Here is a 23278-nt window from a genome sequence, read left to right as displayed (position 1 = left end):
CGGGGTGCCCTCGTGAGACAAAACTGTGCTTTTCGTCACCCCGCCGGGCGTCGCGATTTCTAAGGAAATGGTTACCGGGCAGTAGCAGCTGGCTAGCACGCCGCCTTCAGGGCGACGGCCGCAGCGGCGCTTCGCTACGCGAGCCGCTCGGCCACGGCCGCGGCGCGCCGCTCATGCCAGCGCAGACGCAAGAGCAGCAGGTTCTGGTGCGCGCGGAACCCGGCCGAAAGCGGATCACGCCACGCGCGCGTACGAGCCTTCGATGCGGTTTCAAGATGCACGAATCCATTGTGCCGGTTCGCGGCGACAGCGGCGAGTCCAACACGTGTGGGCTGCGCCCTAGGCTGGACACATGCCGTCGAGCAGTAGACGCGCCGACGCCGGCGCCGCGATCGGGCAGGAGAGGGCGTAATGGGCCGGGTCACCGCGCGGCGCCGCGTTCAGCACGTGACCGCGGCGGACACCGTCGCCCGACCGGACACGCTGGTGGTCGAAGAGCCGCTGGAGATCCGGGTCAACGGCACCCCGATCACCGTCACCATGCGCACACCCGGCTCCGATATCGAACTGGCGCAGGGCTTTCTGCTCACCGAAGGGGTGATCGCGCATCGCGAGGACGTGCTGACCGTGCGCTACTGCAAGGGCACCAGCCCTGATGAGTCCGGCGTTGCGGCCAACACCTACAACGTGCTCGACGTCACGCTGGCGCCCGACGTCGCGATGCCCGACGTGGATGTGACCCGCAACTTCTACACCACGTCCTCATGCGGTGTGTGCGGTAAGGCCTCCCTGGAAGCGGTGCAGTTGAGCAGCCGACACGGCCCCGGCGATGACCCGTCGACCGTCACCGCGCGGACCCTGACGACCCTGCCCGCCCTGCTGCACGACGCGCAGAAGGTGTTCGCCAGCACCGGCGGCCTGCACGGCGCCGCGCTGTTCGACACCGACGGCGCCACGCTCGCGGTCCGCGAAGACATCGGCCGCCACAACGCCGTCGACAAGGTGCTCGGATGGGCGCTGGAGCAGGACCGGATCCCGCTCGGCGGCACGGTGCTGCTGGTCAGCGGACGCGCATCGTTCGAACTGACCCAGAAGGCGGTGATGGCCGGTGTCCCGGTGCTGGCCGCGGTGTCGGCGCCGTCGTCGCTGGCCGTCGATCTGGCCAGCCAGTCCGGGCTGACGCTGGTGGCTTTTCTTCGCGGCGACTCGATGAACGTCTACACCCGGCCAGACCGGGTCCTTTAGCGCGTGCGCGTGCGATAACTGGCCGCTGGACCAGCCCGGCTGCGTTAAGCGCTCTTGTCGCGGCGCTCGTTACGGGACGGCTTGCGCGGCACGATCGTCGGCAGCACGTTGTCCTGGACCGTCTCCTTGGTGACGACGACCTTGGCGACGTCGTCGCGGCTGGGGATGTCGTACATCACCGGCAGCAGCACTTCCTCCATGATCGCGCGCAGCCCGCGGGCACCGGTGCCGCGCAGGATGGCCTGATCGGCGATGGCCTCCAACGCGTCGTCGGTGAACTCCAGCTCCACCCCGTCCATCTCGAACAGCCGGGTGTACTGCTTGACCAACGCGTTCTTGGGCTGGGACAGGATCTGCACCAGCGAGTCCTTGTCCAGGTTGGTGACCGAGGCCACGACGGGCAGCCGCCCGATGAACTCGGGGATCAGGCCGAACTTGATCAGGTCCTCGGGCATCACTTCGGCGAAGTGGTCCTGGGTGTCGATCTCGGCCTTCGAGTGCACCTCGGCGCCGAAGCCCAGCCCGCGCTTGCCGACGCGGTCGGAGACGATCTTCTCCAACCCGGCGAACGCACCCGCCACGATGAACAACACGTTGGTGGTGTCGATCTGGATGAACTCCTGATGCGGATGCTTGCGTCCGCCCTGCGGCGGCACCGACGCCTGCGTGCCCTCGAGGATCTTCAGCAGCGCCTGCTGCACACCCTCACCGGAGACGTCGCGGGTGATCGACGGGTTCTCGCTCTTGCGGGCGATCTTGTCGACCTCGTCGATGTAGATGATCCCGGTCTCGGCGCGCTTGACGTCGTAGTCGGCGGCCTGGATCAGCTTGAGCAGAATGTTCTCGACGTCCTCGCCGACATAGCCGGCTTCGGTCAGCGCCGTGGCGTCGGCGATGGCGAACGGGACATTGAGCATCTTGGCCAGCGTCTGCGCCAGATACGTCTTGCCGCAGCCGGTGGGACCCAACATCAGGATGTTGGACTTGGCCAACTCGACCGGCTCGGAGCGGGAGTCACGGGTCTTCTCGGAAGCCTGGATGCGCTTGTAGTGGTTGTAGACCGCCACGGCCAGGGTGCGCTTTGCGGTGTCCTGGCCGATGACGTAGCCCTCGAGGAAGTCGCGAATTTCAGCCGGCTTGGGAAGCTCGTCGAGTTTTACGTCGTCGGCGTCGGCGAGTTCCTCTTCGATGATCTCGTTGCAGAGGTCAATGCACTCATCGCAAATGTAGACCCCTGGTCCCGCAATGAGTTTCTTGACCTGCTTTTGGCTTTTGCCGCAGAACGAGCACTTCAGCAGGTCACCGCCGTCTCCGATGCGCGCCATGGTGGTGGGGTCCTACTTTCCTCGCAGTCGGTACTGAATGTTCTTGTGTGGTTGTCGTCGAGCTTTTCTGGGGAGTTGACTCGACGCTACCCGTTTGTTCCCGCACGGTGCGACCGATAAAGCCGAATCGCGTGGTTGGTATTTAGCTGTGTCGCGCCAACATATCGTCTGAGGCCGCCGATCGCCGACCGGAACGCGCACTGTGTCCCTGGCGTGTCGCCGCCGTTATCGCTTCGGGAGCCGTCCGACACCAAAGTACCCGTCGGCGAGCAGATATCCAGCGCGCGAGCTCAGCGCCTGCCCGGGCCTCCCGGACCCACCGGGCCCGGACCCACTGGGCCTGGTCCCACCGGCCCGGGGCCGACCGGGCCGACCACTCCCCCGACGCCGACCGGACCTGCGGGACCCAGCACCGGGTTCGGGCCCAGAATCGGCGTCGGGTTCAGATATACGTCGACGGCCGAATACGGGATGCACTGGTTGGTGTAGACGTCCCAGTACGTCCCCGCCGGACAGGGTTCTTCTTGGGCATGGCTCACCGCCGGCGACGCCACTTGAAGCGCCAACCCCACGGCACACGCGGCGATGACGCCGCCGAGTCGTGTCCCCACCTGCATCACGCTCTCCTGCCGTCTGATCCCCCGGATGGCTGCCGGAAAAGAGTGCCACACGGCGGGTTGCGACGTAGGTAAACGACGCGATTGGAACTCAGGCGGTCTGCGCCGAGAGCTTGCGGTACTCCAGCACCGTGTCGATGATCCCGTACTCCTTGGCGTCTTCGGCCGTGAGGATCTTGTCGCGGTCGGTGTCCTTGCGGATCTGCTCGGGCGTCTTGTCGGTGTGGCGGGCCAGCGTCGTCTCCATCAACGTCCGCATCCGCTCCACCTCGGCGGCCTGGATCTCCAGGTCGGAGAACTGGCCTTGGATGACGCCGGACAGCGCCGGTTGGTGGATCAGGACGCGGGCGTTGGGCAACGCCATGCGCTTACCCTTCGTGCCTGCCGCCAACAGCACCGCCGCGGCCGAGGCGGCCTGCCCGAGGCACACGGTCTGGATGTCGGCGCGCACGTACTGCATGGTGTCGTAGATCGCCATCAACGAGGTGAACGAGCCACCGGGTGAGTTGATGTACATGGTGATGTCGCGGTCGGGATCCAGCGACTCCAGCACCAGCAGCTGGGCCATGATGTCGTTGGCCGACGCGTCGTCGACCTGCACGCCGAGGAAGATGATGCGTTCCTCGAAGAGCTTGTTGTACGGGTTGGACTCTTTGACACCGAAGCTCGAGTGCTCGATGAACGACGGCAGGATGTAGCGAGCCTGCGGCGTAAGCCGGGCGTCAAGCGACGGATGGATGTGATCGGTCATTTGTCTAGTCCTGCTCCCGGTCCTTGGCCGTTGACTGACGCGCTGGTGATGATGTGGTCGACGAACCCGTACTCCAGCGCTTCCTGTGCGGTGAACCAGCGGTCACGGTCGGAGTCGGCCTCGATGCGTTCGACGGTCTGCCCGGTGAACTCGGCGTTGAGCCGGAACATCTCCTTCTTGATGACCGCGAACTGCTCGGCCTGGATGGCGATGTCCGAGGCGCTGCCGGTGACACCGCCGAGCGGCTGGTGCATCAGGATGCGCGCGTGCGGCAGGGCGAACCGCTTGCCCTTGGTTCCGGCGGCGAGCAGGAACTGCGCCATCGACGCGGCCATGCCCATGCCGTAGGTGGCGATGTCGCACGGCGCGAGCACCATGGTGTCGTAGATCGCCATGCCGGCGCTGATCGAGCCGCCCGGTGAGTTGATGTAGAGCGATATGTCCTTGGTGGGGTCCTCGGCGGCCAGCAGCAGAATCTGCGCGCACAGCCGGTTGGCGATGTCGTCGTCCACCTGCGAACCCAAAAAGATGATCCGCTCGGACAGCAACCGCTCATACACCGAGTCGACCAGGTTGAGCCCGTGGCCGTTCGACCGCATGTCAGTCACGACTTGGTACCTGCTTTCTGTCAAAGTCTCGTTCTCACCGACACTAACCAACCGGGGCCGTCGCGCAGTCCCCAGAGGGGCCGCGTTCGCTCACAGCGTCACTTGGTGTCGGCGGGTTCCTCGTCGGCTTCGGGTGCGTCGTCGGCGGCTTCTGCTTCCGGTGCTTCGGTCTCCGCCTGCGCATCGGCGCGGCCGAAGAACTCGGTGGTGTCGATCTCGGTGCCGTCGCTGTCGGTGACGGTGGCGCCCTGCACGACGGCGGCCACGGCCAGCCCGCGTCGCACATCGGCGAACATCGCCGGCAGCTGGTTGTTCTGCTGCAGGGCCTGCAGCAGCTGCTGTGGCTCCATGCCGTACTGCTGCGACATCAGCACCAGGCGCTCGGTGATGTCGTTCTGGCCGACCTGGACATCGAGCTTGTCGGCGATCGCGTCTACCAGCAGCTGGGTCTTGATCGCCTTCTCCGCGTTGGTGCGGTTGTCGGCGTCGAACTCCTCGCGGCTGCTGCCTTGGGCCGCCAGCGCCTCGGCGAAGCGGTCCTCGTCGTGGTCGAGGTTGTGGATCGCGCTGTGCAGGGTGTCGTCGACCTGAGCCTGAACGACGTTTTCCGGCAGCGGCACCTCGACCTGCTCGAGCAGGGTCTCCAGCGTCTTGTCGCGGATCTGCTCGGCCTGCTGCACCCGCTTGGTGCGCTGCACCTGCTCCCGCAGGCTGTCACGCAGCTCGTCGATCGTGTCGAATTCGCTTGCCAGTTGGGCGAAGTCGTCGTCGGGCTCGGGCAGCTCGCGTTCCTTCACCGACTTGACGGTGACGGTGACCTGGGCCTCCTTGCCAGCATGCTCGCCCGCGGCCAGCTTGGTGGTGAAGACCCGGCTCTCGCCTTCCTTGAGCCCGACGATCGCCTCGTCGAGGCCCTCGATCAGCTGTCCGGATCCGACCTCGTGTGACAGACCTTCGGTCGCGGCCTCGGGCAGGTCCTTGCCGTCGATCGAACCCGACAGGTCGATGGAGACGAAGTCGCCGTTCTGCGCGGCGCGGTCCACCCCGGACAGCGTGCCGAAGCGGGCGCGCAGCGACTGCAGTTCCGCGTCGACCTCTTCGTCGGTGACCTCGATGGGGTCGACGCTGATCTTCAGCGCGGTCAGGTCGGGCAGCTCGATCTCGGGGCGGACGTCGACCTCGGCGGTGAAGATCAGGTCCTCGCCGTATTCCTTCTTGGTGATCTCGATCTCGGGCTGCCCGATCGGGTTCACCTGCGTCGTCGTGACGGCTTCGGTGTAGCGGCCGGGCACCGCGTCGTTGACCACCTGGTCCAGCATCGCTTCGCGGCCGACGCGGGCTTCGAGCAGCTTGCGGGGCGCCTTGCCGGGGCGGAAGCCGGGCAGCCGCACCTGCTTGGCGAGCTGCTTGAACGCGCGGTCGAACTCGGGCTCGAGTTCAGTGAAGGGCACCTCCACGTTGATGCGAACCCGGGTCGGGCTCAACTTCTCGACGGTGCTCTTCACGTTCATGCTCCTTCAAATACTGGTCTGGTTCGTGTTGCAGTCGGGGTGACAGGATTTGAACCTGCGACCTTCCGCTCCCAAAGCGGATGCGCTACCAAGCTGCGCTACACCCCGCGTCCGTCGGCCGTCCTGGAAACACACAACGACCACGCGAGATACTACGGGCTGGACACGCGATGCCTTTAATTGGATTTGGTTCCGGTGCCGCCGGTACAGTCTGCTGGTGCTGCACACGCGGGCGTAGCTCAATGGTAGAGCCCTAGTCTTCCAAACTAGCGACGCGGGTTCGATTCCCGTCGCCCGCTCCAACACCTCCGGTCGGCCGCGTCAACGGGCGCTGTCACGAGCGCCGGCCTCCGCATCAGATGCCGTCTTTTGCGGCGCATCGCGTCGACGTCGAAAAAAGTATTGACGAGACCGTAATCCCCAGCGCCAAAATAAATCGATTAGCTTGCACGTGAAGACATACATCTGATGGATATTGCTGAGCAAAGCTATATCGAGTTCCTCCAGCTCGTTGAATTACGATCATATACTGTTCAACGCTCCGCCCCCCAAAACTGATCCAAAACACGCCAATCGAAGCAAACTACTGTAGTTTGCTATAACCGGACGTCGATGAGACCGGAAGTTCGCCCATCGCGTCCGAGCAGGCATCGGATATCGAGGGGAAGAACCATGGGGAAAGCGGCACCGATCGGTCGAGTCGGGGTGCTGGCAGTAGTGCTCGGCGTTGGGGTCGCAGCCCCGGGGGCGGTGGCGTGGGCGCAACTCACGCCAGGCCACGTATCCATCTCGCGTAACGGTGAGGTCGAGATGCAGCGCGGCAATGCGACGGCAGAATCAGTCGCGACCGCGGCTGGGGGGTCGGACGCGATCGCCAGGGGCGACGGCGCCGAGGCCGTCTCGTACGGCAGCAACAACAGGGCCGTGGCGATCGGCGACAGCAGCTTGGCTTTAGCCGGAAACAGGGAAGACCCAACAGGTTCCACGAACAACGTCGTCGACATCAGCGGATTTGCGAGTAAGGGCCGGGCGCAAGACGGCAGCGGCAACCGCCTCGACGTCATGGGTGATGGCCACTACGTGCGCGTCTTCGGCGGCGGCCACAACACCGTCACCGTCGACGGCTACAACCACCACGTGGACAGCCAGAGCGGCAGCAACAACACCATTGTGGTCAGCGCCGGTTTCCAGAACCGGATCATCAACAACAGCAGCCGCAGCACCATCAAGTCCGTCGACGTCGAACGGGGCGATGAGGTCACGATCACCCAGGACGGCACAAACTTCTGTCGTGGCACCGGGTGCCCACCGACGGGCGGAGCGTTGGGGGCTGCGGCCCTGCCGAGCGCGTTGTTGATCGGCGGTCGGCCGCTGATCGGCGATGGTATCGACGCTCCTCCGAACTGCCCCATGTGCGATGGCGGGGACGGTGGCCTGCTGTATGGCAATGGCGGCAACGGCGCCAACGGCGGCAAAGGCGGGGCAGCCGGGATGATCGGTAACGGTGGCAATGGCGGGAATGCCACCGCCACCGCGGCTGCGGGAGCCGGTGGCCCCGGCGGGTGGTTGTTTGGAAATGGTGGCGTCGGCGGTACGGCGAGTGCGGCGTTCCCGATGGCCGGCAGAGGCGGTGACGCCAGGTACTTCGGCCATGGCGGCGCCGGCGGGAAGTCGCCGGTGGACAACGGAACCGGCGGCGCCGGCGGGCGCGGTGGGGTGATCTGGGGCCACGGCGGCGCCGGCGGCGATGCGACCGGCGACAACGGGATCGGCGGCGACGGCGGAGACGCAGGAATGTTCGGCCGCGGCGGGGCCGGCGGGGCCGGGGGATCGAGCACCGTCGGGACGGGATTCGGCGGCAACGGTGGCACCGGCGGAGCGATCGTCGGCGACGGAGGTGCCGGCGGATCAGGAACCGGAACCGACACCGGACTTGGTGGTTTCGGTGGCAACGCCCGCGGGTTCGGCAACGGCGGCGACGGAGGTGCCGGCACGGCCACCAGCGAATCGGGTGTGGGTGTCGGCGGTGACGGCGGCAACGCCGGGAACATCGGCAACGGCGGCTATGGCGGGACGGGCAGCGGCCCCTATGCCGGCGTCGGCGGCGACGGCGGGCACGGCGGATCGTTGTCCGGCAACGGCGGCGAGGGCGGTGACGGCATCTCCGATGACGACACCGGCATGGCTGACGGCGGTGACGGCGGCAACGCAGGCGCACACGGTAACGGCGGCGACGGCGGTGACGCCATCGGCGGCGACTACGGCAGCGGTGGCCCCGGCGGAACCGGCGGCACTGTGCGCGGCGACGGTGGCGACGGCGGCTTCGGCACGACCGAGGGCGGCAACGGAGGCGCCGCCCCGCGCAACGGCAACGGTGGCAACGGCGGCGACACCGGCGCGTCCGGCACGCCAGGCACCGGCGGAAGCGGCGGCTCGGAGTCCGGCGCCGACGGCAGCGACGGGCAACGCGCCGACTGACCGCGCTTCAGAACCGATGAGGCTGGTTACGTACGTGTCTCATCGGAAGGCATTGAGCCCGGTGATCGCGCGTCCAACGATGAGGGACTGAACCGAGTCGGTGCCCTCGTAGGTGTACACGGCCTCGATGTCGGCATGGTGCCGCGCGACGTGGTGATCAAGCAGGATGCCGTTGCCGCCGAGAATGTCCCGGGCCATCGCGCAGACCCGGCGGGCGGCGTCACCTGTGTTCAGCTTCGCCAGCGCGGCGTGCTCGATCGACACCTGTCCGCGGGCCTGCAACTGCGACATTCGGGTGCACATCAACTGCATGCCGGTGATGTCGCTGAGCATGTGCGCCAGCTTGTCCTGGATGAGCTGGAACCGGGCCAGTGGACGACCGAACTGCTCGCGTCGCAGCGCATAGGTCAGCGCTGCCTCGTAGGCGGCGACCGCGTGGCCCAGTGCTTCCCAGGCGACGGTCTGTCGGGACTTCGCCAGCACGTAGTTGGTGTCGTTCCAGGTGCGGGCCTTCGCCAGCCGGGCGTCGGCGGGAACCCGCACGCCGTCCAAGCGGATCTGGGCCTGCCACACTCCGCGGTTGGCTGCTTTGCCGACGATCTTTCTGGCGTGATACCCCGGCACCGGGTGCTCCGCGCCGTCGGGGTGTTCCACAACGAAGGCACCGACCTGACCGTCGTCGTCCCTGGCCCAGACGACCACCACATCGGCGACCGTACCGTTGCCGATCCACCTCTTGTGCCCGTCCAACACCCACTCGTCGCCCTGGCGCCGCGCCCGGGTTTCCAACGCCACCACGTCGGACCCGTGCTTGGGTTCGGTCAGCGCAAAGGCGCCGAGAGTTTCACAGGTCGCCATCCGCGGCAAATACCGGGCCCGCTGATCTTCGGAGCCGAGCATCGCGATGGTCGTCATCGCGAGCCCGGAATGCACGGCGTTCAACGTGGCGATGCTGCCGTCGCCGCGGGCCAGTTCGGCCGCGATGACGCCTTCGGCGAGAAAGGACACCCCTGGGCAGCCGTTCCCGACGATCGAGGCGCCGGCGATCCCGAGCCGGCCATAGCCCTCGGCCAGGTCGACCGGGAACTCCGCTCGTTCCCAGAAACCGGCAGCGGCCGGCGCCACCTCGCTGTCGCACCACTGCCGAACGCGGTCCCGCATCTCTCGTTCCCGGTCGGTGAGCAGTTCATCGAGCAGGTAGAAATCGGTGCCCCGAGAAATCGCCAGATCAGCACCGCTCGGCAACTCGTTGTCGGTATCGCGGTAATCCTGCTCGGTCGCTGGACTGGTCGGCGCGTTCATGCGTGGGTCCTGCTTTCACGTTCAGATGGGTACGCGGGGCATGCGGGCCCGTCAGCCCTGAATCCGGCTGCTGTGGCCGGCCCACTCCTTGTCGCGCAGCGAAAACTTCTGCAACTTTCCGGTCGACGTGCGCGGTAAGGAATCGACGAACTCGATCGCCTTGGGCACCTTGAAGCGGGCGATGTGCTCCTGCAGGTAGGCGATCAGCTCCTCCTCGGACAGCTCGAGGTTGGGCTGGCGCACGACGAACGCCTTGGGCCGCTCACCCCACTTCGTATCCGGCACGCCGATGACGGCGACTTCGGACACCGCGGGGTGCGCCTCGATCGCGTGCTCGATCTCGATCGTGGAGATGTTCTCGCCACCGGAGATGACGATGTCCTTGGAGCGATCGCGCAACTCGACATACCCATCGGAGTGCTGGACGCCGAGGTCCCCCGTGCGCAGCCACCCGCCCTGGAATGCCTTGTCGGTGGCCTCCTCGTCGCGGAAGTACCCGGCCATCACATTGTTGCCACGCATCACGATCTCGCCCATAGTCTGGCCGTCGCGCGGAACATCGTTCATCTGATCGTCAACGACCCGCACGGGATCGGACTGGATCATCGCGACGCCCTGTCGTGCCTGTCGGCGCGCCTGTTCGGCCGCCGACATAGCCGACCAGCCGGCCTGCCACTCGTTGAGGGCGTAGGGGCCATACGACTCGGTCATCCCGTACACATGCACGATCCGGGCGCCCAACTCGCGCATCCGTGCGATCACCGTCGGCGCCGGCGCGGCGCCCGCTACCGTTGCCACCAGCCCCTGATCGAGCGGATGCGCCTGCGGCGCTTCGGCGATCGTCACCAGCACCGTGGGTGCACCGTCGAGATGTGTCACACGTTCCTCATCGAGCAGCCGCCAGATCACGTCGGCGCGTACGGCCCGCAGGCACACGTGCGTCGCACCGATGCCGGTCACCGCCCACGGCGTACACCAACCGCTGCAGTGGAACATCGGCAGCGTCCACAGGTACACGCTTTCCGGGTCGAAGCGCTGGTGGATGATCTCGCCCAACGCGTTCAGGTACGCGCCGCGGTGGGTGTACATCGCGCCCTTGGGTCGGCCGGTCGTGCCCGAGGTGTAGTTGATCGCGATCATCCCGAGCTCGTCGTCGACCTGCCATGGCAACGAGTCCGCCGAGCCGCGCGCCATCAGCTCGTCGTAGGAGATGTGCGCGTGCTCGGTAGCCGCGATCGAGGCGGGCCCAAGCGGGTCGTGCAGCGCCACCACCTCTTGAACGGTTTGCAGACTGGACAGCACCGGGGCCAGCGACTCGAGGTACTCGGTGTCGGCCACCAGCAGCTTGGCCCTGGAGTGATCGCAGATGTACTGGACTTCTTCGGCGGCGAGCCTGACATTGATCGGCACCATCACCGCACCTGCCAGCGGCACCCCGAAGTTGGCCACCAACATCTCCGGGATATTGGGGCACAGATACGCCACCCGATCGCCGCGTTCAATGCCTGAAGCGCGCAGTGCATTCGCCAAATGCGTTGCCGCCGCACCGAACTCGCTATAGGTCAGCCGGTGGTTGCCGTAGGCGATGGCGGTTTTGTCGGCGAACACGTCCAGTGACCGCTCGAGAAACGTCAACGGAGTCAGGGCCGTGTACGAGCCAGATGTCGTCACGTCCCGACCCGCCGGCAGGTCAACTGTGGGTGCCATGAACCCTCCGCATCGTAAGAATCGATACACACGGCCGTGTAGACGACGGTAGACCGCTGGCGCACGCAATACCCCTCGGTCCCGCGGAGTGGAAATCCCGGATCGGGCGAACTGGTTCCGGCGAACCGCAGGCGTATATAGCGGGTCCGCTCTCGGCGTAACCCAGCGCTGGTCGCGGCCCTGATCTGAGGGTTTCCTGTCGGTACGCTGAACGCCATGAACGCCGTGCTGCTGGTCCTGGTCGTGCTGGTCATCGTCGCGTTCGGCGTGCTCGTCTACGCGGCGATGAAGGCTTCGGACAAGCGCAACGCGGCGGCGCTGGACGACGCCAAGGCCGACGCGCGTCGCGTCATCGAGCGCCTCGGCGGTCAGGTGATCAGTCTGACCGGCACCGACGAGGCGTCCAAGCAGGCATTGGCCGACGCGTCGGAGCGCTACACCGCCGCCGGTTCGCAGATCGAGCAGGCCACAACCGCGCGCCAGGCCGAGTTGGCCAAGGAAAGCGCGCTCGAGGGCATGTACTACATCCGCGCCGCGCGCATCGCGATGGGCATGGACCCCGGACCCGAGTTGGAGACGCTGTCGGGTCAACGGTCGGCGGGAGCGGTCACCGAGGCCCGTCGCGTCAACTTCGAGGGTCGCGCGATCGAGGCGTCGCCGACGCCCTCCGAGCGCACCCCCAACTACTACCCCGGCGGCCAGGTCGCCGGCCGCCCAGTGCCCGCCGGGTGGTACTCCGAACCGTGGTGGAAGCCGGCCCTGGTGGCCGGAGCGTGGGGTGTCGGCTCGATGCTGCTGTTCAACGCGCTGTTCTCCGGGATGCACGGCAGCGGGTACGAGCAGGGTTTCGCCCAGGGCTACGACCAGGGTTTCGATCAGGGGATGGGCGGTGACGCCGGCGGCGGCGACGGTGGCGGCTGGGACTTCGGCGGCGACTTCGGAGACTTCGGCGGCTTCTAGTTTCTTGGCGCGAGCAATCTCTTAGCCCGAGCGATTTTTTGGCGCGAGCAGACGCAAAGGCCCCAATTCGCCGGTAATTTAGGGCCTTTTACGTCTGCTCGCCGAGAAAAAGTGGGCCTACTTCTGACAGGTCGGGCACCAGAACAGGTTGCGGCCCTCCATCACCGCGGTGCGGATCTCCGTCCCACAGATGCGGCACGGCTCGCCGGCGCGACGGTAGACATAGGTGCGGGGCCGGTCCGGACCGTAGGCCGGCGCGCCGTGGTCGTCCTCCGGGCGCATCACGATGATCTTGCCGCGGCGCAAACCGACCTTCATCAGCGCGACGAGATCGGTCCACATCGCGTCGAACTCGGCCTCGTCGATCTTTGTGCCCGGGCGGTACGGGTCGATGCAGTGGCGGTACAACAACTCGTTGCGGTACACGTTGCCCACCCCGGCGATCACCGACTGATCCATCAGCAGCGAGCCAATCGCCCTGCGCGACTTACGGATTCGCTCCCAGGCCAACGAGCCGTCGGCGTCGCGGCGTAGCGGATCGGGACCCAGCCGCGCGATCACGTCGTCGATCTCGGCCTCTTCGATCACCTCGCACACCGTCGGCCCACGCAGATCGGTGCCGTATTCCTCGCCGATCATCCGCATCCGCACCTGCCCGACCGGCAGCGGCATCGGCAGCCGCATCTCGGTGAAGGTCCCGTACAGCCCCAGGTGTACGTGCACCACCCGACCACCTTCGTAGTGGTGAAACAGGTGCTTGCCCCACGCGGTCGCTTTGCGCATCACCCGCCCGCTGACCGCGGCGGCCCCGTCGGCGAACCTGCCCTGGGGGCTGGACACCAGCACCGGCGCCCGCGCGTAACGGCGCTGATGCAACCGGGCCAGCCGGTGCAGGGTGTGACCTTCCGGCATGCCTAAGCGCCGGGCACAGGCGGCGCGACGTGGGTGCGCTCGTACTCGGAGAGGATGTCGATACGCCGTTGGTGGCGTTCGGCATCCGACCACGGTGTGCTGAGGAACGCGTCGACGATCGCGAGCATCTCGTCTTCGGTGTGCATGCGCCCGCCGATGCCGATCATCTGCGCGTTGTTGTGCTCGCGCGCCAGTTTCGCGGTCTCGACGCTCCAGCCCAGCGCGCACCTGATCCCGGGGACCTTGTTCGCCGCGATCTGCTCACCGTTGCCCGAACCGCCGAGCACGATGCCCAGGCTGCCCGGGTCGGCGGCCGTCTTCTCGGCGGCCGCGATGCAGAACGCCGGGTAGTCGTCGACCGCGTCGTAGGTGTAGGCCCCGCAGTCGACGGGCTCATGCCCGTTGGCCTTCAGGTGCTCGATGATCCGCTGCTTGAACTCGAAGCCCGCGTGGTCGGCTCCCAGGTAGACGCGCATGGCGGTCACCCTACTTCGGTGTTCGCGAAATCAACATGAGGGTCGTGATCTTGGCGCCTCAACGACCCTGGTGTACGTCTCGCGAAGCACCCGGGGGCCGCGGTCAGTCGAAGCTCGGCGCCTCGGTGCGGCTGCGCTTGAGTTCCCAGAAATGCGGATACGACGCGAACGTCACCGAGGCGTCCCACAGCTTGCCGGCTTCCTCACCGCGCGGGATCTTCGAGAGCACCGGGCCGAAGAAGGCGACCCCGTTGACGTGGATCGTCGGCGTGCCGACATCCTCGCCGACGGCGTCCATGCCCTCGTGGTGGCTCTTGCGCAACGCCTCGTCGTACTTGTCGGTGGTGGCGGCGTCGGCCAGTTCGGCGGGCAGGCCCGCCTCGGCCAGCGACTCCTTGATGACGACGTCGAAGTCCTTGTTGTCCTGGTTGTGGATCCGGGTTCCCATCGCGGTGTACAGGGGTTCGAGGACTTCGCGGCCCTTGGCCTGCTCGGCGGCGATGGCGACCCGCACCGGGCCCCAGGCCTTCTTCATCGCCTCCTGATAGTCCTCGGGCACATCGCGGCCCTCGTTGAGCACCGCGAGGCTCATGACGCGGAAGTTCACCTCGATATCGCGGACCTTCTCGACCTCGAGGATCCACCGCGAGGTAATCCAGCACCACGGGCACAGCGGGTCGAACCAAAAATCGGCGACGGACTTCTCGGGCATCAGGGCGTCCTCTCGTTGACTGCGGTCCGTTCAGCACAACTGCGTAGATGTGCAACGTGTTCCCCAAGCATGGCCGACGAATCTGAGCCTGATGAGAAACGCCTTAATGTACAAACGGTGACCAAACCGTGTTTCTGCTGTGACCGCTGTAATGAATCGTTACCAAAGTGAACAAGCATGTTAATCGAACGGCCCAGACCTTCGCGCTGACCATCGGCGCGACCGCCGCCGCAGCCCTGCTCGCGGCGCCCGCCCACGCCGATCCGGTCGACGACGCGTTTCTGGCCGCGCTTCGCGGTGCGGGCATGACGGTCGACAATCCGGTGGACATGGTCGCCCTCGGCGAATCGGTGTGTCCGCTGCTCGTCGAGCCGGGCGAGAACATCGCGAAGGTGTACACGCGGGTGTCGGACAGCGGTATCCCGCCGGGCGTCGCCGCGTTCTTCACCGGCATCGCGATCAAGTCGTATTGTCCGCAGATGCTGGCCTCGGTGGGTAACGGCACGGTGCTGGACTGGCTGCCCGCGGCGCGGGCGATCCCGGGCCTCTAAGCGCTGCAGCGGGCGGCGCTGCGCCAGCCGATAGGTTGGTTGGGTGGCCTTACCCAACCTGACTCGCGATCAAGCCGTCGAGCGCGCCGCGCTCGTCACCGTCGACAGCTACCGCATCGTCCTCGACGTCACCGACGGTGACGGTAACCCCGGCGAGCGCACCTTCCGCTCCACCACCACCGTCGAGTTCGACGCGCTGCCCGGCGCCGACACCTACATCGATCTCGCAGCCGACGCCGTTCACCGCGCGACGCTCAACGACCGCCCCATCGACGTCTCCGGGTACGACGAATCCACCGGCATCCCGCTGACCGGGCTTGCCAAGCACAACGTGCTCGTCGTCGACGCGGACTGCCGCTACTCCAACACCGGTGAGGGCCTGCATCGCTTCGTCGACCCGGTCGACGATGAGGTGTACCTGTACTCGCAGTTCGAAACCGCCGACGCCAAGCGGATGTTCGCCTGTTTCGACCAGCCCGACCTCAAAGCCACCTTCGACATCACCGTCACCGCCCCGTCGCACTGGGAAGTGGTGTCCAACGGCGCCACCCTGGGCATCGAGGACGACGGAAAAGCCAAGCGGCACAGCTTCACTGTGACACCGCGGATGAGCACCTACCTGGTGGCGCTGATCGCCGGGCCGTACGCGCGCTGGGATGACACCTACTCCGACGAGCACGGTGACATCCCGCTCGGCCTGTTCTGCCGCAAGTCGCTGGCCGAGTTCATGGACGCCGACCGGCTGTTCACCGAAACCAAGCAGGGATTCGACTTCTACCACCGCAATTTCGGCATCCCTTATGCGTTCGGCAAATACGACCAGTTGTTCGTGCCGGAGTTCAACGCCGGAGCGATGGAGAACGCGGGCGCCGTAACGTTCTTGGAGGACTACGTCTTTCGCAGCAAGGTGACCCGGGCGTCCTACGAGCGTCGCGCAGAAACGCTGCTGCACGAGATGGCGCACATGTGGTTCGGCGACCTGGTCACCATGGTGTGGTGGGATGACCTGTGGCTCAACGAATCCTTCGCCACATTCGCCTCGGTGCTGTGTCAGGCCCAGGCCACCGAGTACACCGAAGCGTGGACCACGTTCGCCAACGTCGAGAAGTCGTGGGCGTACCGCCAAGATCAGCTGCCGTCGACGCATCCGGTGGCCGCCGACATCCCCGACCTCGCCGCCGTCGAGGTCAACTTCGACGGCATCACCTACGCCAAGGGTGCCAGCGTGCTCAAACAGCTCGTCGCCTATGTCGGCGAGGACGAGTTTCTGGCCGGGCTGCGGGATTACTTCCGCGACCACGCCTTTGGAAACGCCACCTTCTCGGATCTGCTCGGCGCGCTGGAGAAGGCCTCGGGACGCGACCTGTCGGGTTGGGGGCAGCAGTGGCTCAAGACGACCGGGCTCAACACGCTGCGACCGGACTTCGACCTGGACGCCGACGGCCGGTTCACCCGGTTCTCGATCAGCCAGAGCGGCGCGCAGCCGGGTGCCGGTGAGACGCGGGTGCACCGGCTGGCGGTCGGGATCTACGACGACGACCCGGCCGGCACCGGCAAGTTGGTTCGCGTGCACCGTGAGGAGCTCGACATCGAAGGGTCGATGACCGAAGTACCTGCGCTGCAAGGGGTTTCGCGCGGGAAGTTCATTCTGGTCAACGACGACGACCTGACGTACTGCTCGCTGCGTCTGGATCCCGATTCGCTCCAGACGGTGCTGACCCGCATCGCCGACATCGCCGAGCCGCTCCCCCGCACGCTGGTGTGGTCGGCGGCCTGGGAGATGACCCGCGATGCGGAGCTGACGGCCCGTGACTTCGTGGCGCTGGTCTGCGGCGGTGTGCACGCAGAGACCGAAGTCGGTGTGGCGCAACGGCTGTTGCTGCAGGCGCAGACCGCGCTGAATTCCTATGCCGACCCACAGTGGGCCGGCGAGGAGGGCTGGCCCGAGTTCGCCGACCTGCTGCTGGAATCGGCCCGCAACGCCGCGCCCGGTTCGGATCACCAGTTGGCGTTCGTCAACGCGTTGTGCGGCTCGGTGCTCAGCCCGCGCCACATCGAGGTGCTGTCGGCGCTGCTGGACAGCGACCCGGCCGACAAGGGACTTCCCGGGCTGAACGTGGACACCGACCTGCGCTGGCGCATCGTCACCGCGCTGGCCGCGGCCGGCGGGATCGACAGCGACGGGATGGCGACGCCGTTCATCGACGCCGAGGCGCAACGGGATCCGACGGCGGCCGGACAGCGCCACGCGTTGGCCGCCGCGGCGGCCCGTCCCGAGCTGGCGGTCAAGGAAGCGGCCTGGGAGCAGGTCATCGAGGACGACACGCTGGCCAACATCACCGCACGATCGATCGTCGGCGGGTTCGTGCAGCCGGGTCAACAGGAGCTGCTGCAACCGTTCCGGGACAAGTACTTCGGCGCGATCTCCGGGGTGTGGCAACGACGCTCCAGCGAGGTCGCGCAGACCGTCGTCATCGGGCTGTACCCGTCGTGGGATGTCAGCCAGGAGGGGCTGGACGCCGCCGACCGGTTCCTGGCCGATCCCGACCTACCGCCGCCGCTGCGCCGGCTTGTGGTCGAAGGCCGCGCCGGCGTGGAGCGCGCGTTGCGGGCACGCCGGTTCGACGCGAGCCTTTGACGCGAGCCCCCTTTTGGCGCGAGTGTGCGTGTTTGCGGCCGACACGCCGGAGTTTTGCGGAACTTTACGCACGCTCGCACGGCATCCTCGGAAGGTGGCCGTCAACCGGAGCCGTCGGGCACGCGCTGCCCGCAAGCGCAAACGTCGGCTCAGCGCCGTCGACAACGACCTCACGGCCGACCAATGGGCGGCGATCAAAGCCGCGTGGAACGGTTGCGCCTATTGCGGCGCGACCGAGGGCCCACTGCAACGCGACTGCGTCATGGCGATCTCGCGGGGCGGGCGCTACACCATCGACAACGTGGTGCCGGCGTGCGCGTCGTGCAACACCAGCAAGTGCAACGAAGAGGTCACCGGCTGGATGCGCCGCAAGCGCCTCGACGAACGCAAGTTCCTGACTCGCTACGTCGAAATCCGCGCCACGTTCGCCGACGAGCGTGCGTAAAGTTCGGCAAAACCTCGGCGTGTCGGGCGCAAACACGCACGCTCGCGGCCGAAGAGGGCCAGCAACACTAGCGGGGCCGGACGCCCGCGCTCATCACCTCGACGGCCTCGATCAGGCCGTCGATCAGCTTGCCGTCCTTGAACGCTGCTGCGGCGGCCGACACCCCTTTGGGTGCGGAGTCCTCGATACCGCGGCCCTTGACGTCGTTGCCGTACACCACCTCGATCGCGCGCTGGTTAGGCGAGACCGCGAGCAGCACCGCATTGTCGGGCGTGGGCACCGTAGCCAGGACCTCGCGGGCACCTGCAGCGGTGTCAGCGCCGAGATCGCCGAGGTACACCGCGAAGCGCGCCCGCGCGGCGCGGGAGCCATACTTCAGCGCGTTGTCGAGGAAGACCAGGTCCTTGACGGGAAACGGGTAAGACAGCGAGGGCTCGTCGGGTTCGTTGACCCCCGAAATCCGTCCGCTGCTGGTGACGACCCAACCGAGCGGCAGGTCCGCCGATTCGATGGTCGTAACTTCACCACTTGCCACTGGCGCCGCCTCCTACGGTGAACGGGTGTGAATCATGGCCGCCGTGGCCATGGTCAGCAGGTTCGTCGGACGCCCACAAGATCGGTTCGTGCGTCCACTTCTCGGACAACTCGTAAGTCTCCGGGTGCACTCCCTTGCCCCGCCAGATCAACGCGGCCAGCACAGCGGTCAGCGCCAGCGGCACCAGGATCACTATCGCGTATGAAGTTGCGTCGCTCACGTCCGAAACCGTATACCAGCCGCGGTTACGCCGCGCCTTCACCCAGGTATCGCACCCACGACGGATCGAGTTCCTTCACCGACGACAGCAGCCGCCAGTGCTGTCCCTTCGGCGGCAGCGGAACCGAACGCAGCGTCCATCCCAGCTCGCCGAGCAACCGGTCGGCCTTGCGGTGATTGCACGTCGAGCAGGCCGCAACGCAGTTCTCCCAGGAGTGGTCGCCGCCGCGGCTGCGCGGCACCACGTGGTCGACGGTGTCGGCCTTGCCTCCGCAGTAGGCGCAGCGAAACCGGTCGCGATGCATCAACGCCGCCCGGGTCATCGGGATGCGGGCCCGGTAGGGCACCCGCACGTAGGCCTTCAGCCGGATCACCGAGGGCACGACGATGGACCGGGTCGCGGAGTGGATGACCGGCCCGGCCGGGTCGTCGTGCACGACGTCGGCTTTTCCGCACATCAGCATGATGACCGCCCGCCGCATGGGCAGAGCGGTCAACGGTTCGTAGGTGGCGTTCAGCAGAAGGACTCGGCGACGCCCCCAAAAGGAGCCGTCGCTGCTACTTGGTGGATGGGTCTCGACGCTGTGCAGAACACGCGTCTGGGCGCGCGATGTCGCGGCCCCGGACAAGCCCGCTCTTCTGGACGGGCCTTTCTTGCGATGCGCCATACGTCCTCCGACGGACAGTAAACCCTTGTTTCGCGCCGATCGCACGGTCTTTCTCCCCGTGTTCGCAGGTCAGTCCGATGAACAACCGGTAGCCGACCGTCTGACCAGCCACATCGGGCGACAAGACACAATGGGGGCGTGACCCAGTCCCAACGATCGTTCTACGACGAGGTCGGTGGCCACGAGACGTTCCGCGCGATCGTGTCGCGCTTCTACCAACTCGTGCGCGACGACGAGATCCTCTATCCGCTCTACCCGGAAAACGACCTGGACGGCGCCGAGGAGCGGCTCAGGATGTTCCTCGAGCAGTACTGGGGTGGACCGCACACCTACTCCGAGCGGCGCGGCCATCCTCGACTGCGGATGCGCCACGTCCCCTACCGCATCGGCTACCTCGAGCGCGACGCCTGGCTGCGCTGCATGCACACCGCGATCGCGGAGATCGACTCCGAGACGCTTGACGACGTCCATCGCAAGCAGTTGCTGGGTTATCTGGAGATGGCGGCCGACTCGCTGGTCAACTCGCCGTTCTGATGCCCGCGCGCTGGTGGTCTTCGGCCGTCTTCTACCAGGTGTATCCACGGTCGTTCCGGGACAGCGACGGCGACGGTGTCGGCGACCTCGACGGCGTCGCGGCCCGACTGGACCATCTGCAGGGCCTCGGCGTCGACGCGATCTGGCTCAACCCCGTGATGGTGTCGCCGATGGCCGATCACGGCTACGACGTGGCCGATGCGCGCGACGTGGATCCGCTGTTCGGCGGCCTCGGCGCGCTGGACCGGCTCATCGAGGCCGCCCACGGACGCGGCATCAAGATCACCATGGATCTGGTGCCCAACCACACCAGCTCACAGCATCCGTGGTTTCTGGCGGCGCTGCGGGCCGGCCCGGACAGCGCCGAACGTGAGCGCTACATTTTCCGCGACGGCGCCGGGCCCGACGGCAGCCAACCGCCGAACAACTGGGTCTCGATCTTCGGCGGCCCGGCGTGGACCCGCGTCGTCGAACCCGACGGCGCAGCCGGCCAGTGGTACCTGCACCTGTTCGACGCCGAGCAACCCGACCTCAACTGGGACAACCCGGAGGTGTTCGAGGACCTCGAGAAGACGCTGAGGTTCTGGATGGAACGCGGCGTGGACGGGTTCCGCATCGACGTCGCGCACGGGATGGCCAAGCCGCCGGGGCTACCGGACATGGAGGTCGCCAGGGCCGAGATGCTGTTGGCCGATATGGACAAGGATCCCCGGTTCAACAACGACGGGGTGCACGAGATCCACCGTCAGATCCGCCGCGTGTTCGACGATTTCGAGCACGCGGTCGCGATCGGGGAAGTGTGGGTCTACGACAACGAACAGTTCTCCCGCTACCTGCGCCCCGACGAGTTGCATCTGGGCTTCAACTTCCGATTGTTGCGGTGCCACTTCGACGCGGCCGAGATCCGCGAAGCGATCGAAAACTCCATGGCCGCTGCGGATCTGGTGGACGCCACCCCGACGTGGACGTTGTCGAACCACGATGTCGACCGCCCGCCGACCCGCTACGGCGGCGGGCAGGTCGGGCTGTCGCGGGCGTTGGCCATGGCGTTGGTGATGTTGGCGCTGCCGGGCGCGGTGTTCGTCTACAACGGCGAGGAACTGGGCCTGCCCAACGTCGACCTGCCCGACGAGGCGCTGCGCGACCCGATCTGGGAGCGGTCGGGACGCACACAGCGCGGCCGCGACGCATGCCGGGTGCCGATGCCGTGGGAAGGTGACGCGCCGCCGTTCGGGTTCTCCACCAATGCCGATACGTGGTTGCCGATTCCGCCCGAGTGGGCGGCGCTGACGGTCGAGAAGCAGGTCGACGACCCCGATTCCACGCTGTCGCTGTATCGTCGCGCCCTCGAATTGCGCCGCACACGACGCGAATTCGAGGGTCGCACGGTTTCGTGGCTCGACTCCCCTGCCGACAGTGTGGCCTTTGCGCGCGACGGCGGCTTGGTGTGCGTACTCAACGCGGGCGACGCCGCCATCTCGCTGCCCGACGGCGAGGTGCTGTTGGCCAGTGCCCCGCTGGTCGACGGCAAGCTGCCGCCCGACACCGCCGCCTGGCTGTCCCTTCTTTAGCCCTTCTTTAGCCGCGAGCAGACGCAGAAGGCCCCTTCGGAGCCCCTCAGAGGGGCCTTCTGCGTCTGCTCGCGGAGATATCGGTCACGGGTCTGTGGGAGGGAGCAGCATGTGCTGCCATGTCTGGCCCTCGGGCGCACTGCGCGCAAGGTTGGACTGCGTGTAGGTGCGGCCGTCGGATCCGACATAGGTGCCCGAATTCGGGTCGTACTGCGCAATCGCCACCGGCGTCGGCGTTTCGGGGCGAGGTTGCGGAACGGCCTGCCCAGACAACGTCGCGTTCGGGTCGCCCTTCCAGTTGTACCCGTCGTTGAGAGGTACGTAATTCTCTTCGCTCTCACACATTTTGGCGGTCGGAGCCCGCTTGCCGGGGCGGGCGGCGCAGGGCACGTTGCGCAGGCCGCGCACGTTGAACTGCGAGTCCTGCGGCACCCGGCAGTACAGGTCACCGGCGGGACGGTCGGGATAGTCGACCTCGCTGGGTGGTCGTCGCTGTTGAGCCGGCAGATATCCGGTCATACAGGGTGGCGGGAGGTTGAGGTTCAGGTTGAACGACAGGTAAAGCCCGCGGTAGTCCTGTTTCGTGTCGCGGTTCGCCAGACCGGCGCCTTGCAGGATCTCCAGCCCCGGTGGGGTCAGCACCAGGAGCTGTTCCAAGTTGGGTTGGTAGGTGACGGCCACGTCGGCGACGCTGACCAGGTTCGCCATCAAAACCGGCAGGGTCGGTTGCACGCGATCAAGCATGCTGCGAACCGCCTCGGCGGCGTCCGGACCGGTGTCCAAAATGCCGCGCAGCGCCGCGTCGTTCTCCTGCACCTGGCGGGTGATCTGCGCGGTGTTGGCGGCCCACGCCTGAATCGAGTCCGAGGTGTCGATCTGGGTATCCAGAATCGGCTGAGACTCGTCGATCAGGGTGGTCAACGCGTCGAGGTTGTCGCGCGCATCGATGGCCAATGTGGTGCTGGATCTGACAATCCGGGACAGTTCGGGACCCAGACCGCCCACGGCGGTGAACGCTTCGTCAATGGCCGTCTTCAGGTTGTCGTGCGGAATCGCTTGCAGGCCTCGGTTGGTCGCACTCAGAAGCGCGTTGATGTCGGCAGGCACCGTTGTGCGGTCGACGGGAATCACGTCGCCGTTCTTCAGCAGCGGGCCGCCATCGCTGCGCGGCACGAGCGCGATGAACTGTTCCCCCAGCGCCGTCTGGCTGTGCACGCGCGCATCCAGGTCGGCGGGTATATCGATACCGGTCTGCATGGTGAGGACGGCGTCCACCCCGGTCGGGCTCAACCGCACATCCTTGACGAGGCCGACTTCGGTGCCTCGGTAGGTGACGTTGGCATTGGAGTAGAGCCCGGCGGCGACGGGCAGGTTCACGGTGACCTGGTACTGGCCGGCGCCGAAAAGAAGATTCGGCACCCTGAGATACGTCAATGCCATGGCGCCGCCGGCGAACAGGGAGATCACGGCAAAGAACACCAGCTGCAACTGGACTCGTCTGTTGAGATGCATA

General features: G+C 66.5%; 23 protein-coding genes and 2 tRNA genes. 9 read left to right on the top strand and 16 right to left on the bottom strand.

The features are described from left to right. Positions 1 to 134: 134 nt before the first annotated feature. Complete coding sequence (locus tag ABQE93_RS16560) at positions 135 to 281, bottom strand: hypothetical protein (protein ID WP_448408868.1); 147 nt, start codon at positions 279 to 281, stop codon at positions 135 to 137. Positions 282 to 411: 130 nt separating this feature from the next. Here ABQE93_RS16560 and fdhD point away from each other — a divergent pair, with 130 nt between their 5' ends. Next, entirely contained in the window at positions 412 to 1245 is an 834-nt protein-coding gene (gene fdhD / locus ABQE93_RS16555) for a formate dehydrogenase accessory sulfurtransferase FdhD (protein ID WP_448408869.1), read from the top strand. Positions 1246 to 1289: 44 nt separating this feature from the next. Here fdhD and clpX read toward each other — a convergent pair whose 3' ends face one another. From clpX to ABQE93_RS16525, 6 genes are all read right to left on the bottom strand, one after another. Next, positions 1290 to 2570, bottom strand: coding sequence for an ATP-dependent Clp protease ATP-binding subunit ClpX (clpX, locus tag ABQE93_RS16550; protein ID WP_448394587.1), 1281 nt, complete (start codon positions 2568 to 2570; stop codon positions 1290 to 1292). Between the two features lie 290 nt (positions 2571 to 2860). Beyond that, positions 2861 to 3187: a hypothetical protein gene (locus ABQE93_RS16545; RefSeq protein ID WP_448408871.1), complete on the bottom strand. Its 327-nt coding sequence runs from the start codon at positions 3185 to 3187 to the stop codon at positions 2861 to 2863. 91 nt (positions 3188 to 3278) lie between these two features. Further along, entirely contained in the window at positions 3279 to 3938 is a 660-nt protein-coding gene (locus tag ABQE93_RS16540) for an ATP-dependent Clp protease proteolytic subunit (RefSeq protein ID WP_448408872.1), read from the bottom strand. Further along, positions 3935 to 4537 carry an ATP-dependent Clp protease proteolytic subunit gene (locus ABQE93_RS16535; protein ID WP_448409138.1) on the bottom strand — a complete coding sequence of 201 codons (603 nt, stop codon included), beginning with the start codon at positions 4535 to 4537 and terminating at the stop codon, positions 3935 to 3937. Before ABQE93_RS16535 ends, ABQE93_RS16540 begins: the two co-directional genes overlap by 4 nt. Before the next feature lie 107 nt (positions 4538 to 4644). Continuing rightward, the gene (tig, locus tag ABQE93_RS16530) at positions 4645 to 6051 is read right to left on the bottom strand and encodes a trigger factor (protein ID WP_448408873.1); all 1407 of its coding nucleotides are present in this window, start codon (positions 6049 to 6051) and stop codon (positions 4645 to 4647) included. Between the two features lie 40 nt (positions 6052 to 6091). Beyond that, positions 6092 to 6165 (bottom strand) — tRNA-Pro (locus tag ABQE93_RS16525). 120 nt (positions 6166 to 6285) lie between these two features. Here ABQE93_RS16525 and ABQE93_RS16520 point away from each other — a divergent pair. Then, positions 6286 to 6359, top strand: a tRNA-Gly gene (locus ABQE93_RS16520). A gap of 370 nt (positions 6360 to 6729) precedes the next feature. Further along, positions 6730 to 8535: a PGRS repeat-containing protein gene (locus tag ABQE93_RS16515; protein ID WP_448408875.1), complete on the top strand. Its 1806-nt coding sequence runs from the start codon at positions 6730 to 6732 to the stop codon at positions 8533 to 8535. Positions 8536 to 8574: 39 nt separating this feature from the next. Here the strand turns inward: ABQE93_RS16515 and ABQE93_RS16510 are convergent, their stop codons facing one another. Both ABQE93_RS16510 and ABQE93_RS16505 read right to left on the bottom strand, forming a co-directional pair. Continuing rightward, positions 8575 to 9837: an acyl-CoA dehydrogenase family protein gene (locus ABQE93_RS16510; RefSeq protein WP_448408876.1), complete on the bottom strand. Its 1263-nt coding sequence runs from the start codon at positions 9835 to 9837 to the stop codon at positions 8575 to 8577. A gap of 51 nt (positions 9838 to 9888) precedes the next feature. Then, positions 9889 to 11544 (bottom strand): long-chain-fatty-acid--CoA ligase, encoded by a 1656-nt coding sequence (locus ABQE93_RS16505; RefSeq protein WP_448408877.1) that lies wholly within the window; start codon positions 11542 to 11544, stop codon positions 9889 to 9891. Positions 11545 to 11760: 216 nt separating this feature from the next. Here ABQE93_RS16505 and ABQE93_RS16500 point away from each other — a divergent pair, with 216 nt between their 5' ends. After that, positions 11761 to 12504 (top strand): DUF1542 domain-containing protein, encoded by a 744-nt coding sequence (locus ABQE93_RS16500; RefSeq protein ID WP_448408879.1) that lies wholly within the window; start codon positions 11761 to 11763, stop codon positions 12502 to 12504. Positions 12505 to 12621: 117 nt separating this feature from the next. Here ABQE93_RS16500 and ABQE93_RS16495 read toward each other — a convergent pair whose 3' ends face one another. From ABQE93_RS16495 to ABQE93_RS16485, 3 genes are all read right to left on the bottom strand, one after another. Continuing rightward, positions 12622 to 13416: an Fpg/Nei family DNA glycosylase gene (locus ABQE93_RS16495; protein WP_448408880.1), complete on the bottom strand. Its 795-nt coding sequence runs from the start codon at positions 13414 to 13416 to the stop codon at positions 12622 to 12624. A gap of 2 nt (positions 13417 to 13418) precedes the next feature. Next, positions 13419 to 13892, bottom strand: coding sequence for a ribose-5-phosphate isomerase (locus tag ABQE93_RS16490; protein WP_448408882.1), 474 nt, complete (start codon positions 13890 to 13892; stop codon positions 13419 to 13421). A gap of 103 nt (positions 13893 to 13995) precedes the next feature. Further along, entirely contained in the window at positions 13996 to 14604 is a 609-nt protein-coding gene (locus ABQE93_RS16485; RefSeq protein ID WP_448408884.1) for a mycothiol-dependent nitroreductase Rv2466c family protein, read from the bottom strand. Positions 14605 to 14771: 167 nt separating this feature from the next. Here ABQE93_RS16485 and ABQE93_RS16480 point away from each other — a divergent pair, with 167 nt between their 5' ends. The 3 genes from ABQE93_RS16480 to ABQE93_RS16470 all read left to right on the top strand — a co-directional run bounded on the left by ABQE93_RS16480 (position 14772) and on the right by ABQE93_RS16470 (position 18238). Further along, entirely contained in the window at positions 14772 to 15155 is a 384-nt protein-coding gene (locus tag ABQE93_RS16480; RefSeq protein ID WP_448408886.1) for a DUF732 domain-containing protein, read from the top strand. Between the two features lie 43 nt (positions 15156 to 15198). After that, the gene (gene pepN, locus ABQE93_RS16475) at positions 15199 to 17793 is read left to right on the top strand and encodes an aminopeptidase N (RefSeq protein WP_448408887.1); all 2595 of its coding nucleotides are present in this window, start codon (positions 15199 to 15201) and stop codon (positions 17791 to 17793) included. A gap of 94 nt (positions 17794 to 17887) precedes the next feature. Then, positions 17888 to 18238: an HNH endonuclease gene (locus ABQE93_RS16470; protein WP_448408888.1), complete on the top strand. Its 351-nt coding sequence runs from the start codon at positions 17888 to 17890 to the stop codon at positions 18236 to 18238. Positions 18239 to 18305: 67 nt separating this feature from the next. On the opposite strand, the gene ABQE93_RS16465 is transcribed toward ABQE93_RS16470, so the two are convergent. The 3 genes from ABQE93_RS16465 to ABQE93_RS16455 are packed head-to-tail and all read right to left on the bottom strand — an operon-like array spanning position 18306 to position 19660. Then, positions 18306 to 18773: a DUF5130 domain-containing protein gene (locus tag ABQE93_RS16465; RefSeq protein ID WP_448408889.1), complete on the bottom strand. Its 468-nt coding sequence runs from the start codon at positions 18771 to 18773 to the stop codon at positions 18306 to 18308. Further along, a complete protein-coding gene (gene ctaJ / locus ABQE93_RS16460; RefSeq protein WP_448408890.1) occupies positions 18760 to 18993 on the bottom strand; it encodes an aa3-type cytochrome oxidase subunit CtaJ in 234 nt (77 codons plus the stop codon). Before ctaJ ends, ABQE93_RS16465 begins: the two co-directional genes overlap by 14 nt. A 25-nt stretch (positions 18994 to 19018) precedes the next feature. After that, positions 19019 to 19660: an HNH endonuclease gene (locus ABQE93_RS16455; RefSeq protein ID WP_448408892.1), complete on the bottom strand. Its 642-nt coding sequence runs from the start codon at positions 19658 to 19660 to the stop codon at positions 19019 to 19021. A 138-nt stretch (positions 19661 to 19798) separates the two neighbouring features. On the opposite strand from ABQE93_RS16455, the gene ABQE93_RS16450 reads away from it, so the two are divergent. Further along, complete coding sequence (locus ABQE93_RS16450; protein WP_448408894.1) at positions 19799 to 20194, top strand: globin; 396 nt, start codon at positions 19799 to 19801, stop codon at positions 20192 to 20194. Continuing rightward, a complete protein-coding gene (locus ABQE93_RS16445; RefSeq protein WP_448408895.1) occupies positions 20194 to 21765 on the top strand; it encodes a glycoside hydrolase family 13 protein in 1572 nt (523 codons plus the stop codon). Before ABQE93_RS16450 ends, ABQE93_RS16445 begins: the two co-directional genes overlap by 1 nt. An 84-nt stretch (positions 21766 to 21849) precedes the next feature. Here the strand turns inward: ABQE93_RS16445 and ABQE93_RS16440 are convergent, their stop codons facing one another. After that, a complete protein-coding gene (locus ABQE93_RS16440) occupies positions 21850 to 23277 on the bottom strand; it encodes an MCE family protein (protein ID WP_448408896.1) in 1428 nt (475 codons plus the stop codon). Position 23278: the final 1 nt, after the last annotated feature.

Source organism: Mycolicibacterium sp. XJ662 (assembly GCF_053484035.1).
This window is presented reverse-complemented; position numbering and strand designations above follow the sequence as displayed.

Excerpts from the sequence above, each read along its gene's own strand:
- ABQE93_RS16495 (WP_448408880.1), bottom strand. The coding sequence starts at position 13,416 with ATGCCGGAAGGTCACACCCTGCACCGGCTGGCCCGGTTGCATCAGCGC.
- ABQE93_RS16485 (WP_448408884.1), bottom strand. The coding sequence starts at position 14,604 with ATGCCCGAGAAGTCCGTCGCCGATTTTTGGTTCGACCCGCTGTGCCCG.
- ABQE93_RS16445 (WP_448408895.1), top strand. The coding sequence starts at position 20,194 with ATGCCCGCGCGCTGGTGGTCTTCGGCCGTCTTCTACCAGGTGTATCCA.
- ABQE93_RS16540 (WP_448408872.1), bottom strand. The coding sequence starts at position 3,938 with ATGACCGATCACATCCATCCGTCGCTTGACGCCCGGCTTACGCCGCAG.
- ABQE93_RS16510 (WP_448408876.1), bottom strand. The coding sequence starts at position 9,837 with ATGAACGCGCCGACCAGTCCAGCGACCGAGCAGGATTACCGCGATACC.
- ABQE93_RS16490 (WP_448408882.1), bottom strand. The coding sequence starts at position 13,892 with ATGCGCGTCTACCTGGGAGCCGACCACGCGGGCTTCGAGTTCAAGCAG.
- ABQE93_RS16505 (WP_448408877.1), bottom strand. The coding sequence starts at position 11,544 with ATGGCACCCACAGTTGACCTGCCGGCGGGTCGGGACGTGACGACATCT.
- ABQE93_RS16455 (WP_448408892.1), bottom strand. The coding sequence starts at position 19,660 with ATGGCGCATCGCAAGAAAGGCCCGTCCAGAAGAGCGGGCTTGTCCGGG.
- ABQE93_RS16535 (WP_448409138.1), bottom strand. The coding sequence starts at position 4,537 with ATGCGGTCGAACGGCCACGGGCTCAACCTGGTCGACTCGGTGTATGAG.
- ABQE93_RS16545 (WP_448408871.1), bottom strand. The coding sequence starts at position 3,187 with ATGCAGGTGGGGACACGACTCGGCGGCGTCATCGCCGCGTGTGCCGTG.
- clpX (WP_448394587.1), bottom strand. The coding sequence starts at position 2,570 with ATGGCGCGCATCGGAGACGGCGGTGACCTGCTGAAGTGCTCGTTCTGC.
- ABQE93_RS16440 (WP_448408896.1), bottom strand. The coding sequence starts at position 23,277 with ATGCATCTCAACAGACGAGTCCAGTTGCAGCTGGTGTTCTTTGCCGTG.
- ABQE93_RS16500 (WP_448408879.1), top strand. The coding sequence starts at position 11,761 with ATGAACGCCGTGCTGCTGGTCCTGGTCGTGCTGGTCATCGTCGCGTTC.
- ABQE93_RS16515 (WP_448408875.1), top strand. The coding sequence starts at position 6,730 with ATGGGGAAAGCGGCACCGATCGGTCGAGTCGGGGTGCTGGCAGTAGTG.
- fdhD (WP_448408869.1), top strand. The coding sequence starts at position 412 with ATGGGCCGGGTCACCGCGCGGCGCCGCGTTCAGCACGTGACCGCGGCG.